General features: G+C 60.1%; 14 protein-coding genes. 5 read left to right on the top strand and 9 right to left on the bottom strand.

The features are described 5' to 3' along the window. Window positions 1-538 precede the first annotated feature (538 nt). The 4 genes from FEU76_RS14315 to FEU76_RS14300 all read right to left on the bottom strand — a co-directional run bounded on the left by FEU76_RS14315 (window position 539) and on the right by FEU76_RS14300 (window position 5,862). Window positions 539-2,344 carry an acyl-CoA dehydrogenase C-terminal domain-containing protein gene (locus tag FEU76_RS14315; protein ID WP_144983875.1) on the bottom strand — a complete coding sequence of 602 codons (1,806 nt, stop codon included), beginning with the start codon at window positions 2,342-2,344 and terminating at the stop codon, window positions 539-541. 229 nt (window positions 2,345-2,573) lie between these two features. Then, window positions 2,574-3,341 (bottom strand): SDR family NAD(P)-dependent oxidoreductase, encoded by a 768-nt coding sequence (locus FEU76_RS14310; protein ID WP_039182638.1) that lies wholly within the window; start codon window positions 3,339-3,341, stop codon window positions 2,574-2,576. A 31-nt stretch (window positions 3,342-3,372) separates the two neighbouring features. Further along, window positions 3,373-5,049 carry an AMP-binding protein gene (locus tag FEU76_RS14305; RefSeq protein ID WP_144983873.1) on the bottom strand — a complete coding sequence of 559 codons (1,677 nt, stop codon included), beginning with the start codon at window positions 5,047-5,049 and terminating at the stop codon, window positions 3,373-3,375. A 249-nt stretch (window positions 5,050-5,298) separates the two neighbouring features. Then, window positions 5,299-5,862 carry a TetR/AcrR family transcriptional regulator gene (locus tag FEU76_RS14300; RefSeq protein ID WP_016914316.1) on the bottom strand — a complete coding sequence of 188 codons (564 nt, stop codon included), beginning with the start codon at window positions 5,860-5,862 and terminating at the stop codon, window positions 5,299-5,301. Window positions 5,863-5,989: 127 nt separating this feature from the next. Between FEU76_RS14300 and FEU76_RS14295 the strand changes: the two genes are divergently transcribed. The 5 genes from FEU76_RS14295 to FEU76_RS14275 all read left to right on the top strand — a co-directional run bounded on the left by FEU76_RS14295 (window position 5,990) and on the right by FEU76_RS14275 (window position 9,891). Next, on the top strand, window positions 5,990-7,177 hold the full coding sequence (locus FEU76_RS14295; RefSeq protein ID WP_144983867.1) for an acetyl-CoA C-acyltransferase: 1,188 nt from the start codon (window positions 5,990-5,992) through the stop codon (window positions 7,175-7,177). 146 nt (window positions 7,178-7,323) lie between these two features. Continuing rightward, complete coding sequence (arsH, locus tag FEU76_RS14290) at window positions 7,324-8,043, top strand: arsenical resistance protein ArsH (RefSeq protein ID WP_039182627.1); 720 nt, start codon at window positions 7,324-7,326, stop codon at window positions 8,041-8,043. Between the two features lie 13 nt (window positions 8,044-8,056). Continuing rightward, window positions 8,057-9,130: an ACR3 family arsenite efflux transporter gene (gene arsB, locus FEU76_RS14285; protein WP_144983864.1), complete on the top strand. Its 1,074-nt coding sequence runs from the start codon at window positions 8,057-8,059 to the stop codon at window positions 9,128-9,130. A gap of 13 nt (window positions 9,131-9,143) precedes the next feature. Further along, window positions 9,144-9,548, top strand: coding sequence for an arsenate reductase (glutaredoxin) (arsC, locus tag FEU76_RS14280; protein WP_081138394.1), 405 nt, complete (start codon window positions 9,144-9,146; stop codon window positions 9,546-9,548). 28 nt (window positions 9,549-9,576) lie between these two features. Continuing rightward, window positions 9,577-9,891, top strand: coding sequence for a CC/Se motif family (seleno)protein (locus tag FEU76_RS14275; RefSeq protein ID WP_026001749.1), 315 nt, complete (start codon window positions 9,577-9,579; stop codon window positions 9,889-9,891). On the opposite strand, the gene FEU76_RS14270 is transcribed toward FEU76_RS14275, so the two are convergent. The 5 genes from FEU76_RS14270 to pstA all read right to left on the bottom strand — a co-directional run bounded on the left by FEU76_RS14270 (window position 9,856) and on the right by pstA (window position 15,576). Further along, window positions 9,856-11,007 (bottom strand): MFS transporter, encoded by a 1,152-nt coding sequence (locus tag FEU76_RS14270; RefSeq protein WP_144983861.1) that lies wholly within the window; start codon window positions 11,005-11,007, stop codon window positions 9,856-9,858. The genes FEU76_RS14275 and FEU76_RS14270 overlap by 36 nt on opposite strands. Beyond that, entirely contained in the window at window positions 11,004-12,227 is a 1,224-nt protein-coding gene (arsJ, locus tag FEU76_RS14265) for an organoarsenical effux MFS transporter ArsJ (RefSeq protein WP_144983858.1), read from the bottom strand. The genes FEU76_RS14270 and arsJ overlap by 4 nt, the downstream gene beginning before the upstream one ends. Next, window positions 12,220-13,251, bottom strand: a complete 1,032-nt coding sequence (locus FEU76_RS14260) for an ArsJ-associated glyceraldehyde-3-phosphate dehydrogenase (RefSeq protein ID WP_144983855.1) — start codon at window positions 13,249-13,251, stop codon at window positions 12,220-12,222. The genes arsJ and FEU76_RS14260 overlap by 8 nt, the downstream gene beginning before the upstream one ends. Window positions 13,252-13,380: 129 nt before the next feature. Continuing rightward, window positions 13,381-14,127 carry a phosphate ABC transporter ATP-binding protein PstB gene (gene pstB, locus FEU76_RS14255; RefSeq protein ID WP_227408113.1) on the bottom strand — a complete coding sequence of 249 codons (747 nt, stop codon included), beginning with the start codon at window positions 14,125-14,127 and terminating at the stop codon, window positions 13,381-13,383. Window positions 14,128-14,217: 90 nt separating this feature from the next. Beyond that, on the bottom strand, window positions 14,218-15,576 hold the full coding sequence (pstA, locus tag FEU76_RS14250; protein WP_144983852.1) for a phosphate ABC transporter permease PstA: 1,359 nt from the start codon (window positions 15,574-15,576) through the stop codon (window positions 14,218-14,220). Window positions 15,577-15,581: the final 5 nt, after the last annotated feature.

Raw genomic sequence — 15,581 nt, 5'->3', positions numbered from 1 at the left:
AGGCAACAAAAGCGGATCAAACTTGGCTCAAGGTTCAAACGAATTCACTGCGATACTCCGAAGAGTATCTTGGTGTTCGCTTGCCTTGATATTCGGTGATGATTCACCCTCATCGGCAAGCGCCCACATGAATTACCTGATCAAATTGTTAAAGAGCAATACTACTGTCATCAGTTCGCTGCGACGGGCTCGATGACCTGAACCGTGTTGCCTCAGCGAGGAAGGCGTATTCTACGCATTCCGTAGTGTTTGTCAAGGGCTGTTTTCAGCGAGTGAAGCGAGCGATCAATCCAACCAGCAGATGACGCTAACCTCCTGACAAACCGAAGGTTTTTCAACCTTCTTTACCGCTGGTAACGCTTGGCGTCCCCGGCAGCGGATGCGTACTTTACGGATTCGCTGCCGGGTTGGCAAGGGCTATTTTGAAAAAGTTTTCGTATAGCCGAGATAAAAAAGCGGCAGGCAATGCCCGAGGGCAGACCTGCCGCAAACCACCGATCAGTACCCTGACCAGAGAGTGCCTGGCAAAGGCATGGGCTCAGATCTCGAAGCCCAGGCCAAAATCTTCGCTGGAAATCGCCATCAAGCTACCGGCACCTGCCTGAATCATGGCGGCGTGCGCCTTGGTGCGTGGCAGCAGACGCTGGTAGTAGAAACGCGCCGTATTCAGTTTGGCCGTGTAGAAAGCAGCATCTTCACCCCCCTGTGCACTAGCGGCCTGCTTGGCAGCGCGAGCAAACAGATAGGCGACAGCGACATAGCCGGAGTACATCAGATAATCGACGCTGGCGGCCCCTACTTCTTCACGATCCTGCATGGCCTTCATACCGATACCCATGGTGAGCTCACCCCACTGGGCGTTGAGCTTGGCCAGCGGCTCGATGAATTCCTTGAGCGCAGGGTTGTCGGCTTCGGCCTGGCAGAACTTGTGAATCTCCTTGGTGAAGACTTTGAGGGATTCACCCTGGCTCATCAGCACCTTGCGACCCAGCAGGTCCAGCGCCTGGATACCGGTCGTGCCTTCATAGAGGCGCGTGATACGCGCATCACGTACCAACTGCTCCATGCCCCACTCTTTGATGAAGCCGTGACCGCCAAAAATCTGCACGCCTTCATTGGTACACTCGAAACCCACTTCCGTCAGGAAGGCCTTCACGATCGGCGTCAGCAGGCCAAGCAGGGTCTCGGCACGCTCCTTTTCTTCGCCTGGTGCGCCATGCTCGACCACGTCCAGCATCTGGGCGGTATACAGCACCAGCATGCGCCCGCCTTCGGCAAAAGCTTTTTGGGTCAGCAGCATGCGACGCACGTCGGGATGGACGATGATCGGGTCGGCGGCTTTATCAGGGGCCTGAACACCTGAAAGGCCACGCATCTGCAAACGATCACGGGCATAGCCGAGCGAGTTCTGGAAGCTGGCTTCCATCAGACCAAGCCCCTGGATCCCCACGCCCAGACGGGCCGCATTCATCATGGTGAACATGCAAGCCAAACCCTTGTTCGGCGCGCCTACCAGGTAGCCCGTGGCACCATCGAAGTTCATGACGCACGTTGCGTTGCCGTGAATCCCCATCTTGTGCTCGAGAGAGCCACAGCTGACACCATTGCGCTGCCCAGGATTACCCTCGGCATCGGGCAGGAACTTGGGTACGACGAACAGTGAAATGCCTTTGGAGCCTTCGGGCGCATCCGGCAGCTTGGCCAGCACCAGATGAACGATGTTCTCGGCCAGATTGTGCTCACCGGCAGAAATGAAGATCTTGGTGCCGGTGATCTGATACGCGTCACCCTCTGCAGGAACCGCACGAGTCTTGATCAGCCCGAGATCGGTACCACAATGGGGTTCGGTCAAACACATGGTGCCGGTCCATACGCCTTCGACCAGCTTGGTGAGGTAAGTGGCCTTTTGCGCCTCGGTTCCATGATGACGCAGCGCGTCTGCGGCGCCGTGGGAAAGCCCCGGATACATGCCCCACGCCAGGTTGGTGGCGCAAATCATTTCGGAAAGCATCATGGCCAGCGAATGCGGCAAGCCTTGCCCGCCCTGCTCAGGGTCCGCTGCCAGGCTTGGCCAACCTCCTTCGACATACTGTTGATAGGCTTCCTTGAAACCATGAGGAGCCTTGACCTCACCACCTTCCAGCAGGCAGCCCTCTTCATCACCGCTCTGGTTCAGTGGCAATAGCACGTCACGAGCAAAACGGGCGCCCTCCTCCAGAATCGCTCCGACGACATCGGGAGACGCTTCTTCACCGTTGGGAAGTGCCGCGTAGTGGCTAGGGTAATCAAACATTTCGTTCATCACGAAACGCAGGTCACGCAGAGGGGCTTGATAGCTGGGCATGTCACTTCTCCTAAACGGGGGGCTGAAAGAGCGGGTACTCAACAGGCGCTTTCAAACACATGTTTGAAAATTAGCGCGCACGCCCGACGCCGTCAAGCAGTCGTTTGAATTAAACCGCCAAACCGGCTACAACTTTGGTCTTTACCTTATTAACACCATGTTTTTTAAAATAAAAAAACCTGCCCGAAAAGTACGGGCAGGCTTTCCATCAGAGCTTACTGAGCGCGGATCACTGCATTCTGATACCACCGTCCAGGCGAATCACTTCACCATTGAGCATCGGATTGGTAATTATCTGCTCGGCCAGCAGCGCGAACTCGTCAGGCTTGCCCAAACGCTTGGGAAAAGGCACCGCAGCGGCCAATGCCTGGGCAGCTTCGTCCGGTATCTCGCTCATCATGGGGGTTTCGAATACCCCTGGCGCAATGGCCATGACACGAATGGCGTGACGCGACAGCTCTCTGGCGGCAGGCAAACTCATGCCCACAACCCCTGCCTTGGAGGCACTGTAGGCGCACTGCCCGACTTGCCCATCGAACGCGGCAATCGATGCGGTATTGATAATGATGCCCCGCTCACCCCCTTCGTCTGGCGGATTGCTGGCCATGGCGGCGGCCGCCAGACGCATGACATTGAAGGTACCTACCAGATTGATCTGAATGGTGCGCGCATAACTCTCAAGGTCTGCCGGGTTGCCTTGCCGATCCACCAGCTTGGCCACGCTGACCACGCCCGCACAATGAACCACTCCCGAAAGGCCGCTTTCGCCCCCCAGCGCAACGGCCTTGTTCACCGCCTCCTGCATATCGTCGGCGGAGGTAATGTCGGCGATGCAGGCGTGCGCCTGAGACCCCAGCTGCTCGGCAAGGTCCGCAACACGATCACTCATGTCGCACAGCACCACCTTCCCACCCGCCTTTACCAGTCGTGCTGCCGTTGCCGCCCCTAGCCCCGAGGCCGCCCCGGTAATCAAAAACGTACGATCCTTTACCTGCATGGCACTCTTCCTCTGAATGATGTCCTGTGAATCATGAGCTGTGGCGCACTTGCTCGGCGGCTTGAGCACGCAGTTTGAAGCGCTGAATCTTGCCGCTGGGCGTTTTGGGCAGCTCATCGACGAACTCGATGACCCGAGGAAAAGCGTGGGTAGAGAGCCGCTCGCGTACCTGCTGGCGAATCTCCTCCGCCAGCGCATCGCTAGGCTCGAAGCCATCGCGCAACACGATGTACGACTTGATGACTTCGCCACGAATCTCATCCGGCTGCCCCACGGCGGCGGACTCGGCCACCGCCGGGTGCGTCATGACGCTATTCTCGACATCCGTTGGCCCCACTCGGTAGCCCGCCGTGGTAATGATGTCATCATCACGGCCAGCAAACTGGAACGACCCATCTTCATTACGAATGACCACATCGCCGGTCAGGTAGTAGCCGTTGACGAAGGGGTCTTTCTCCTGCCAGGTATAGCCTTGGAAAAAGTGGGCTGGCGAGCGCTTGATATCCACTGCCAGTACGCCAGGCTCGCCAGGCGGCAGCTCGTTGTATTCGGCGTCGAGAATGGCCAGACGATAGCCCGGCATCGGGACGCCCATGGCCCCCACGTGCTTGGGGTGGTCCAGGGAGTGGTGGTTGTTACAGGTCATGCCCGTTTCTGTCTGGCCATAGTGATCCATCACCGGACAGCCCAATGATTTTTCCACCCAGGTGACCACCTCGGTATTGAGCGGCTCTCCGGCGGAGCTGGCCGCCCGTAGCGTCAGGGTCTGGTGAGCGTCGTCGAACAGGCCAGACGCCTTCATGAGGCGGTAGGCCGTCGGCGCGGCAGCGAAATTGGTGATCTGATGACGCTTCATGAACGCCAGCGCGCCTTCGGCACTGAAGCCCGCTTCGCAAAAGTGTGTCGTTACCCCCAACAGCAGCGGCCCGGCAATGGCGTAATACAGGCCGTAGGCCCAGCCAGGGTCGGCCATGTTCCAGAAACGATCCTCCTCGCGCAGGTCGACCGCCAGCTCCATGTAGAGCGCAAAGGCCGTCATACCCGACAGGGGCACGGCAACGCCTTTGGGCTTGCCGACCGTCCCCGAGGTAAACATCTGCAGGAATGGCTGATCCGGCGACAGCCGGGGCGGGGTATCGCTGATTGACGTATACGTCAATGCCGCCTGCCAATCATGATCCTGGGCATGCTCGCGGGTAGCGCCACCCACGGCCAGCACCGGCGGGCACTGGCTCAGGCCATCGAATTTATAGCGGTTGGCGTGATCGGTTATCACCAGCCTGGTATCTGCCCGCCCCAACCGATAATCGACCGCATCGGGCCCAAACGCGGTAAAGAGCGGCTGGTAGACCGCCCCAATCCGCCAGGTGGCGAGCACGGCCACCAGCAGCGCTGCCGAGCGCGGCAGCATGCAGGCAATGCGGTCACCCTCCCCCAGCCCCTGGCTTTTCAGCCACCCTGCCAGATGCCCACTCTGCTGCTCCAGTTCGGCATAGGTCAGCGTGTGGGTTTGGCCTTGGGTATCCTCATGCACCAGCGCCAGCACATCACCACGGCCCTGGCGTACGTGCCTTCCACAGCAAGCCTCGTAGGCATTCAGGCACCCATCGTGGTGGTCATCCAGCCTGGCGACGACGCTATCTATTGAAAAATCCTCGAGAAATGTCGAATACGCGGGAAGTGAGGTTGCTGCTGATGTCGCTGTCATGACGGCTCTCTTGTGTTGTTGGTCGTGAGCACTCGGACAGGCAGGATTCCACGTAGTATTGGTGTTATTGTCCGTTTACGTTAACGGAAGCCTACCGAATAAACCAACGCTAAAAGCATTTACTCAAGAGCGCAAGCCGCAAGCTACTCGACAGGGTTAGACGTTGGTCGATCAGACAGCGGTTGGAGAAGCCATAGGGGCCTAGAACTGTCGAGAAAAGATCAGCGAGAAAGGAGCATCAAGACAGAATTACCGAGACAGGATCATCGCGACCAGCTCATCGGCCAGGTCGTCCGGGGTGCGCGGGCCATTGGGATCATACCAGCGAACGGTCCAGTTCAAGGCGCCAAGAATAAAACGTGAAACCAGAAAGCGGTCGCCATGAATGAGCCCTGCTGCCAGAGCATCGTCGATCACCTCGACCCACATGGCCTCGTAGGCATCGCGCAAATGGCTCAGGTGAGCGCTGGCCGCTGGGTCCAGGCGACGCCATTCGAACAGCGCTACCACATGGGCATTACGGTCGGCAAACAGCGTGTCGAGGTGCGCGCGCGCCATGGCATGCAATCGCGCCTCTGGCTGATCGGGGCACGCCTGTAGCGCTGCTCTGGCGATGGTCAGTGCGTTCTGCGTGCCCTCCTCGATCACCGCTGCCAGGATTTCCTGCTTGTCCTTGAAGTGATGAAACAGACTGCCAGACTTGATGCCCATTTCCTGGGCCAGCATGCGCACCGTGGTGCGGTCAAAGCCCTCTTGAACGAATAGCTGAGCGGCTAAGCGTGTCAATTCCTTGCGGCGAGGAGAGGCATTCATTACATTCATGTCATTTACACTAGCGCTTGCTTGGTTACCTAGGAGAAGACCACAGCCCCGCCAGCGGGTCAACGCATCGCTAGCCGCTCAGCACGATAATCACAAAAAATCTATCAGGAGATAGGCCATGAGTAACGCTACCGACATCGTCTTTTTATCCGCCACCCGCACTCCCATGGGGGGCATGATGGGCAGCCTTTCCACCTTGAGCGCCCCGGAGCTGGCCGCCGTGGCCATACGCGCCGCCATCGAGCGAGCAGGCATCGACGCTGCGCTCGTCGAAGAGGGCATCATGGGCTGCGTTCTGCCTGGCGGAGTCAAGCAAGGTCCGGCACGCCAGGCCATGCGACAGGCAGGCATTCCCGATGCCAATGGTGCCACGACCATCAACAAACTCTGCGGCTCTGGCATGAAAGCGGCCATGTTGGCCCATGACCTGATCAAGGCAGGCAGTGGAGCAATAGTGCTGGCGGGCGGCATGGAGTCCATGTCGAATGCCCCCCATGTGCTGACCAAGGCACGCGGCGGCTATCGTCTGGGCCACGGTGAGCTGAAAGACCACATGTTTCTCGATGGCCTGGAAGATGCCGAAACCGGCAAGCTGATGGGGGTCTTTGCGCAAGAGGTGGCCACCGAGCGTGGCTACACCCGTGAACGGCTGGACGATTTCGCGATTGCCTCGCTGGAACGGGCCATGGCCGCCACCAACCATGGTGACCTGGATGCCGAGATGGCGCCCGTCACCGTCACGACCCGCCAGGGTGAAACCGTGGTGACCCACGATGAGCAGCCCTTTCAGGCCAAACTGGACAAGATTCGCCAGCTGCGTCCAGCGTTTGCAAAAGATGGCACCATTACCGCCGCAAATGCGAGTTCGATCTCCGACGGTGCCTCGGCGCTGATTTTATCGAGCCATGAAGCAGCACAGCGTCACGGTGTCAAACCGCTGGCCAGAATGCTAGGGCATGCCACCCACTCGCGTCATCCCAGCGAATTTACCATCGCGCCGGTAGGAGCCATCGAGAAGCTGATGAAAAAGCTTGGCTGGGGCGTCAAAGATGTGGACCTGTTCGAGATCAACGAAGCCTTTGCGGTCGTCACGCTGATGGCCATGGATGATCTGGGCCTGCCTCATGAAAAGGTCAACGTGTTTGGCGGCGCCTGTGCCCAGGGGCATCCCATCGGCTCTACCGGCTCACGCATCATCGCCACGCTGATTCATGCCTTGCGCCAGAAAGGCGGCAAACGCGGCATCGCCAGCTTGTGCATTGGTGGCGGTGAAGCAACCGCCGTGGCGGTCGAGCTGATCGACTGATTCACAGCGCGCTTCATGGCGGCAGCAATGAAGCGCGTCCAGCCTGTGGCCCATGGCTGGCAAAATGATGGGTGTTGCCACAAAATATATATGAAAATTCATATATCAATGCCAAAATGAAGGACATCGTTTTAACGGACCTTCACATGGCACACTTCGACACCTTACCCAACCTCGACCCTGCCCTGTTCAAGATTCCCAGCCCGGAATCCCTGGGGTTGACGAGCAACGGCCTCCCTTCCCCCCAAATCCTGCTGCTGTATGGCTCGCTACGCAAACGCTCCTTCAGCCGCCTGGTCGTCGAAGAAGCTGCGCGCCTGCTCGAAGCCATGGGGGCTCAAACACGTATCTATGACCCCAGCGGACTGCCTCTCCCCGATGCCGAGGATGCCAGCCACCCCAAAGTGGAAGAGCTGCGCACGCTGGCCCAGTGGGCGGAAGGCATGGTCTGGTGCTCCCCCGAACGACATGGCGCCATGACCGGCATCATGAAGGCACAGATCGACTGGATTCCTCTGGCATTGGGGGGTGTCAGACCCACCCAAGGCAAGACACTGGCGGTCATGCAGGTGTGCGGTGGTTCCCAGTCGTTCAATACGGTGAATCAGCTGCGTATTCTGGGTCGCTGGATGAGGATGCTGACCATTCCCAACCAATCCTCGGTGCCCAAGGCCTTCATGGAGTTCGATGACGACGACCGCATGAAACCCTCCCCTTTCTATGACCGCATCGTGGACGTCATGGAAGAGCTGATGAAATTCACGCTGCTGACCCGAGAGCGCAGCGACCTGCTGACCGACCGCTATTCCGAGCGCAAGGAGAGTGCCGAAGAGCTCTCCCGACGGGTCAACCAGCGCGCCATTTGAACGAGGAGTGAACATGACACAGCCACAGCCAGCCACCCCCAGCAGCGCCGACATGGGACTTTTCGAGCGCTATTTGTCGCTCTGGGTGGCCATTGCCATCATGGTCGGTATCGCCGTGGGTCAATGGGCGCCCCAGATACCGGAAACCCTGGCGCGCTTTGAATATGCTCAGGTGTCGCTGCCCATCGCCGTGCTGATCTGGGCGATGATTTTCCCGATGATGGCCCAAATCGATTTCAGCGCGGTCGCCGGTGTGCGCCGTCAGCCCAAGGGGCTGACCATCACCACCACGGTCAACTGGCTGATCAAGCCATTCACCATGTTCGCGCTGGCCTGGCTCTTCTTCATGGTGATTTTCCGCCCGTTCATCCCTGAAGCGTTGGCCAACCAGTATCTGGCCGGAGCGATTCTGCTGGGGGCCGCCCCCTGCACGGCCATGGTGTTCGTATGGAGCTACCTGACACGGGGCGACGCGGCTTACACCCTGGTACAGGTAGCGCTGAATGATCTGATCATGTTGTTTGCCTTTGCCCCCATCGTGGTTCTGCTGTTGGGCATCTCGAACATCCAGGTCCCGTGGAACACGGTGCTGCTCTCGGTCGTGCTCTACATCGTCATTCCCCTGGCCGCTGGCTATGTCACTCGCAAAGCGCTGATGGCCAGAAAAGGCGCCGAATGGTACGACAAGGTGTTCATGAAACGCCTGGCCCCGGTCACCCCCATGGGCCTGATCGTCACGCTGGTCTTACTGTTTGCTTTTCAAGGCGATGTCATCCTGAGCAATCCGCTGCATATCGTGCTGATTGCCATTCCGTTGATCATTCAGACCTTTCTTATATTCTTCATCGCCTATGGTTGGGCCAAGGCGTGGCGCGTACCACATAATATCGCCGCACCGGGGGCGATGATTGGTGCCAGCAATTTTTTTGAACTCGCCGTGGCCGCCGCCATCGCGCTGTTTGGCCTGCAGTCTGGAGCAGCCCTGGTCACGGTGGTCGGTGTGCTGGTAGAAGTGCCACTCATGCTGGCCCTGGTGCGTATCGCCAATAAGACCAGCGCGCATTTTCCTGCAGCCCAACCCTCCTGATGAGGACCCCGCCATGATCGTGATCTATCACAACCCTGCGTGTGGCACGTCGCGTAATACGCTGGCCATGATCGAAGCATCGGGAGAAACGCCCCAGGTGATCCACTACCTGGAAACGCCGCCCAGCCGAGAGCGGCTGTTGGCACTGCTGGCCATGATGCAGCTGCCCCCCAGGGCGCTCTTGCGCCAGAAAGGGACGCCTTATGATGAACTGCAGCTCGACGACCCGACGTTGAGCGATGACCAGCTCATCGACGCCATGATGGCTCACCCGCTGCTCATCAACCGGCCCATCGTCAGTACGCCCAAGGGCACGCGATTATGCCGCCCATCCGAGCAGGTATTGGCGCTCCTGGACCACCCTGTTGCACAATTTACCAAGGAAGACGGAGAGACCGTCTACTATCCCCCCACCTAACGGCCCGGCATGGGCAGCCAGGAGCGTCATGCGTCAGGTCATCGAGATGGAGCACCCTGCCGTGGCATTCATCCAGCAGCACGGAGGCGTGGTGACGGTACGCCGTTCACCACGTCATGGCTGCTGTGGCGGGACGGCACATATCGCCGTGGCAGAGCTGGGCGCGCCAAGCGACACATCGGCCTTCGAATATCATCAGTTGCCAGAGGCCGGCCTCTGGATAGAGCCGTCCCTTGCCTGGCAAGGCCTCCGATTACGAGTGGAAGGATGGTGGAAATTCAGGCGGCTGTTCCTGGATGGCGCCCCGTTAACGCCGGGGAGCCGGGATACTCAGCAGCGCTAGCGTGGCTGCCAGCATGAGCAGCGACGTCAGCCATAGCGCGGATGCGCCCCACTGGTCGATCAGCAGCCCAAACAGCAGCGGCGCCAGGGCCTGCAAGGCCCGAGCGGGCATCATGATGAGCCCCTGCCTGCGCCCAAACCCCTGCGGGCCAAACAGTGCCAGGGGCAGCGTCCCCGAGGCAATCGTCATCATGCCGTTACCCGCGCCATGCAGCAACGCAAACCCGGCGGCCGGCATGCCGAAAAACGTCAGCAACCCGGCGCCCACGGGATGCAGCGTGGTAGCGATCCTGCCTGCGAACAAGGGGTGAAAATGGCGCAGCAAAACGAACTCTCCCATGCGCGCCGCCACTTGTGCAGGCCCCACCAGAGCAGCCGCTGCAATCGCCACCGACAGAGAAACGCCACTCTCCTGCAGCAGCCTGGGAAGATGGCCGGCCATGGCCGTGGAGACGAACCAGCCCGCCGCGAACACGTACGCCAGCAGCAGCAGGGTAAAACGCGGGCGTTCAGGCGCCTCAGGCGCAGGGCTCGACGCGCTGGAGAGCGCTCGCTCGGCCTTGGGCAAGCGAGCGTTCAAGGGCATTCCCAACACGACATGGGCCAGCGCCCAGCTGGCGCAGGCAGCACGCCAGCCCCACTCGCTCTCGATGAAGGCAGTGATGGGCCAGCCAAGGGTACTGGCAAATCCTGCCACCAGGGTCACGCCGGTAATCGATGCCCTGGCGTGACTCCCCAGCAGCCGCCCCAGCGTAGCAAAGGCCGCATCGTAAAGACCCAGCGCCATGCCCACGCCCATCAGCAACCATGCCAGCACCAGTGTCACCGCCCCTTGCGCCAGCGCCAGTGCCAACAAGCCCACCGCCATGATGGCGTTCGAGGCCATCAGCACACCGCGCCCGCCCTGGCGATCGATCAAGCGCCCGACGCTGGGGCCCAACATGGCGACCAGCAGCAACGCTGCCGAAAAAGCGCCAAATACCCAGCGAGTGGACAGCCCCAATTCCAGCGCCATGGGCCCCGCCAGAATGGCGGGCAGATAGTAGCTGGATGCCCAGGCAAGGGTCTGGGCACTCCCCAGGGTGAGCGTCAGGCCAGCGCCAGGCGAGCGAATCACGCCACCTGCCTGGGCAGCGCCAGTGCCATGAGCGCGCTGGCAGCCACCAGCGCCGCCGCCACCCACAGGCACGCGCTCAAACCATAGGCCATGTAGAGCCACCCCGAGAGCAACGTGCCGACCAGGCGGCCCATGGCGTTGGCCATGTAGTAGAAGCCTACGTCCATGGACACGCCATCGGCACGGGCATAGTGGACGATCAGATAGCTGTGCCAGCTGGAGTTGACGGCAAATAGCACGCCGAAGGCCAGCAGCCCCACTACCAGCCACCCTACCTGTGCCAGGGGCAGCAGTGCCAGCAGAATGGCGAGCACGGCAAGCGCGGCGGCCCAGCCAGCCGTGAGCATGCGAGCGTCTCCACGGAACAGTGCGGTGAGCCTGGGCGCCTGGGTCTGCACGCCGCCGTAACCAATGATCCAGGCGGCCAACAGCCCTCCCACGGTCCAGTGGCTCCAGCCATGTTGATCATAGAGGAAGACCGGCAAGGCCACGACAAACCACACGTCTCGGGATGCGAACAGGCAGAAGCGCGCCGCCGAAAGCACATTGATGGCGCGAGACTTGGAGAAAATCTCGGAAAACTTTGGCTTGACCTTCTGTTTGCCGAGATCAGCCTTCAACCGCCACAGCGACAGCCCCAGCACGGCACCCAGCATCAGCGCCATGGCCACCACCGCACCGCGAAAGCCGATCAGCGTCAGCAGCACGCCGCCTACAAAAAAGCCCAGCCCTTTCAGGGCATTTTTGGAGCCGGTCAACATCGCTACCCAGCGGTACAAGGCGCTGTTGGCATTGGCGCTATCAGCTGGCACCAGCACTTTCACTGCGCTTTTGGCGCTCATCTTGTTCAAGTCTTTGGCAATCCCCGACAGCGCCTGGGCCGCCATGACCCAAACGACGGTGAGCATCCCGGCAGGCACCATGAGCATGGCAAGCGCCACGATCTGCAGCCCCAGCCCCACGTTCATGGTGCGGTTGAGCCCCAACCAGGCGCCCAACCAGCCGCCCACCAGATTGGTCACCACGCCAAACGCTTCGTAGAACAGAAACAGCATGGCGATTTGCAGCGGCGAATAACCCAACTGGTGGAAGTACATCACCACCAGCATCCGCAGGGCCCCATCGGTGATGGTAAACGCCCAGTAGTTGCCCGTGATCAGCATGTACTGGCGCACTTCGAAAGGCAGTGCGCCGATGCGTGCCCTGAGCGACTCAGCCACGGCGCGCCTGCTCCTTGCCCACCTTCCAGGCCAGCTCTGCGGTGCGGTTGGCATACCCCCACTCATTGTCGTACCAGGCGTAGAGTTTCAGCTGCGTACCATTTACCACCATGGTCGAGAGCGCATCGATGACCGAACTGCGCGGGTCGGTGCGGTAGTCGATAGACACCAGCGGCCGCTCCTCGTAACCCAGAATCCCCTTCAGGGGCCCCTCTGCGGCCATCTTGAGCGCCTGATTGACCTCCTTGACGGTCACCTCGCGCTCGAGCTCGAATACCATATCGGTCAGTGAGGCATTGGCCAGCGGCACGCGAATCGCATGGCCGTTCAGCTTGCCGGTCAGTTCGGGAAAGATGGCGGTGATTGCCTTGGCCGAACCGGTGGTGGTGGGAATCAGGCTCATGCCGCAGGCGCGCGCCCGGCGCAGATCCTTGTGCGGTGCGTCCAGAATCGTCTGGGTATTGGTAATGTCGTGCACCGTGGTCATGGAACCATGACGAATACCGAACGTTTCCAGAATGACCTTGACCACGGGGGCCAGACAGTTGGTGGTGCAGCTGGCCGCAGTGACGATGCGGTGCGTAGCGGGGTCGAACAGATGATCGTTGACGCCCACCACCACGTTGAGCACGCCCTCCTCCTTGACCGGCGCACTGACCACCACACGCTCGACCCCCTGATCCAGATAGGCCTGCAGCTTCTCCGTGGTTTTCATCTTGCCGGAGCATTCGATCACCACATCGCAACCGGACCAGTCACCTTCGGCAATCGTCTTGTGGGCGCTGTAGGCGATGCTACGGCCATCGATGGTGATCGCCTCTGGGGTAGCGTCAATGCCCTTCCCCGGCGCCCACTGGCCATGTACCGAGTCGAACTCCAGCAAATGGGCAAACGTCGCCGCATCGCCGCCCGGGTCGTTGATGCGCACCAGGGTTACCTCGTCGGCAGCGGCTCGCGCCCACAGGCTGCGCAGTGCCAGACGACCAATACGGCCAAACCCGTTGATACCAATGCGTAGTGACATGCTGAATCTCCAGAGTCAAGTGAACCGTCAATATATGAAAAATCATATATGAAAAATCAAAAAAAACCAGCCATCGAACCCGCAGGCGGCCACGCCCCCTGCGGGTAACCCGTGATCAGTACGGCGTGATCACCCGAAACGCCCCGTGATGTAATCGTGGGTACGCTGGTCTTGCGGGTTGGTGAAGATCTGGTCGGTGGTGTCCACCTCCACCAGATCCCCCATGTGGAAGAACGCCGTACGGTCAGCCACGCGTGCGGCCTGCTGCATGTTGTGGGTCACCATGACGATGGTATAGCTCTCGCTGAGCTCATCGATCAGCTGCTCCACCTTGGCCGTCGCGATGGGGTCGAGGGCCGAGCACGGCTCATCCATCAGGATGATGTCCGGGCTGACGGCCACGGTGCGAGCAATGCACAGGCGCTGCTGCTGACCACCCGACAACCCGGTGCCCGGCTGATCCAGACGATCCTTGACCTCTTCCCAGAGCCCGGCACGGCGCAGGCTGCTCTCGACGATGTCGTCCAGCTCGGCCTTGCGCTTTGCCAGACCGTGCAGGCGCGGGCCATAGGCGATGTTTTCATAGATCGACTTGGGGAACGGATTGGGCTTCTGAAACACGATGCCTACCTGGGCACGCAGCAGTACCACATCGCGATCCGGGGCATAGATATCCTTGTCATCCAGGGTGATCTTGCCCTCGACCCGACAGATGTCGATGGTGTCGTTCATGCGGTTCAAGCAGCGCAGAAAGGTGGACTTACCGCAGCCAGAAGGCCCGATGAATGCCAGCACTTCGTTTTCGTACACGTCCAGACTGATACCGTTGATCGCTTGGCTGGCACCGTAAAAGACCTTGACGTCCTGGGCGCTCATCTTGACCTTGTCGGTGGCTTTACTGGTGCGGCTCTCGCCAGCGCCTACGCTCACCAATGGGGATGTCTTGGGCTCTGTTGAAGTATTCACTTACCACCTCGTCTCGAATTTTTTACGCAGCCAGATTGCCAGTGCGTTCAGGCTCAGCATCAACCCCAGCAGTACAATGATGGCCGCTGACGTACGCGCCTCGAAGAAATTGCGCAGCTCGTTACCCTGCCATAGATAGATCTGTACCGGTAGCGCAGCCGACTGCTCCAATGGCGTGCTGGGCACGTTGGACACGAACGCATTCATGCCGATCAGCAGCAGCGGCGCCGTTTCGCCCAGCGCCTGGGCAACGCCCAGAATGGAGCCCGTCAGGATACCCGGCAGTGCCAAGGGCAGCACATGGTGGAAGACCGTCTGCACTTTCGATGCGCCGATCCCCAATGCCGCCTGGCGAATGGAGGGCGGAATCGAGCGCAGCGATGCCCTGGTAGCGATGATGATGGTCGGCAAGGTCATCAGCGTCAGCACCAGCCCGCCCACCAGCGGGGCCGACAGCGGCATGCCCAGATAGCCGATGAAGATGGAAGCCCCCAGCAAGCCGAACACGATGGAGGGCACGGCTGCCAGATTGTTGATATTGATCTCGATGAGATCGGTCAAACGGTTCTTGGGCGCGAACTCTTCCAGATAGATGGCGCTGGCTACACCGATGGGGACCGAAAGCGTGATCACGATCAGCATCATGAACAGCGACCCCATGAAGGCCCCTGCCAGACCCGCCGACGCAGGTGAACTACGCGAGTCGGTGTTGAGGAACAGCGACGTGCTGAAGGAGTTGCGGATGACGTTCTCGTCGTAAAGACGGTCGGCCCATTCACGGGTCTGAGCGCTCAACTGCTGACGTGCATCCGGCAGCGAGCGGTCGATATTGCCCTTGATCCAGACGTCGACGTTGGCCGCCGCCAGCATTTTCACTTTCACGGTCTGGCCCAACAGGGAAGGGTCCTTGATGAACTGCTCACGCAGCGAGAAACGCTCACCCGATGCCACCAGGGCACGCAGATCACGCAGCTGTCGAGGCTCGACCTCGACCCCCAGCGCCTCTTCCATGGCGCGGTCGATCAATGACTGCCAGTTGACCAGTCCTGCCTGGGTCAGCCACGCGGAATAGCGTTCATTGAACGCCGACTGGCTTTCACCGCTGGCGCGCACCGGCTTCTCTTCCAGCTGGATCACTTCGGGGTCGAAGTACACCTCCGGGTAGAGCGTCGCTTGCCAAAACGCCGGCACACCGCGCATCAGAATACTGATGAACAGAATGGCGACCAGGGTCAGGCCGGTCAAAACGGCGGCCAACCCGGCAAAGCGAAAACGCTTTTCCTGACGATGACGTCTTGCCAGCGAGTTTTCGATCGTTGTCAGGCGATGCTGACGGCGCTGTTCAATCGTAATAGACATGGTCG

It is taken from the genome of Halomonas sp. C22 (assembly GCF_007655045.1).
GTDB classification, from domain to species: domain Bacteria; phylum Pseudomonadota; class Gammaproteobacteria; order Pseudomonadales; family Halomonadaceae; genus Vreelandella; species Vreelandella hamiltonii.
This window is presented reverse-complemented; position numbering and strand designations above follow the sequence as displayed.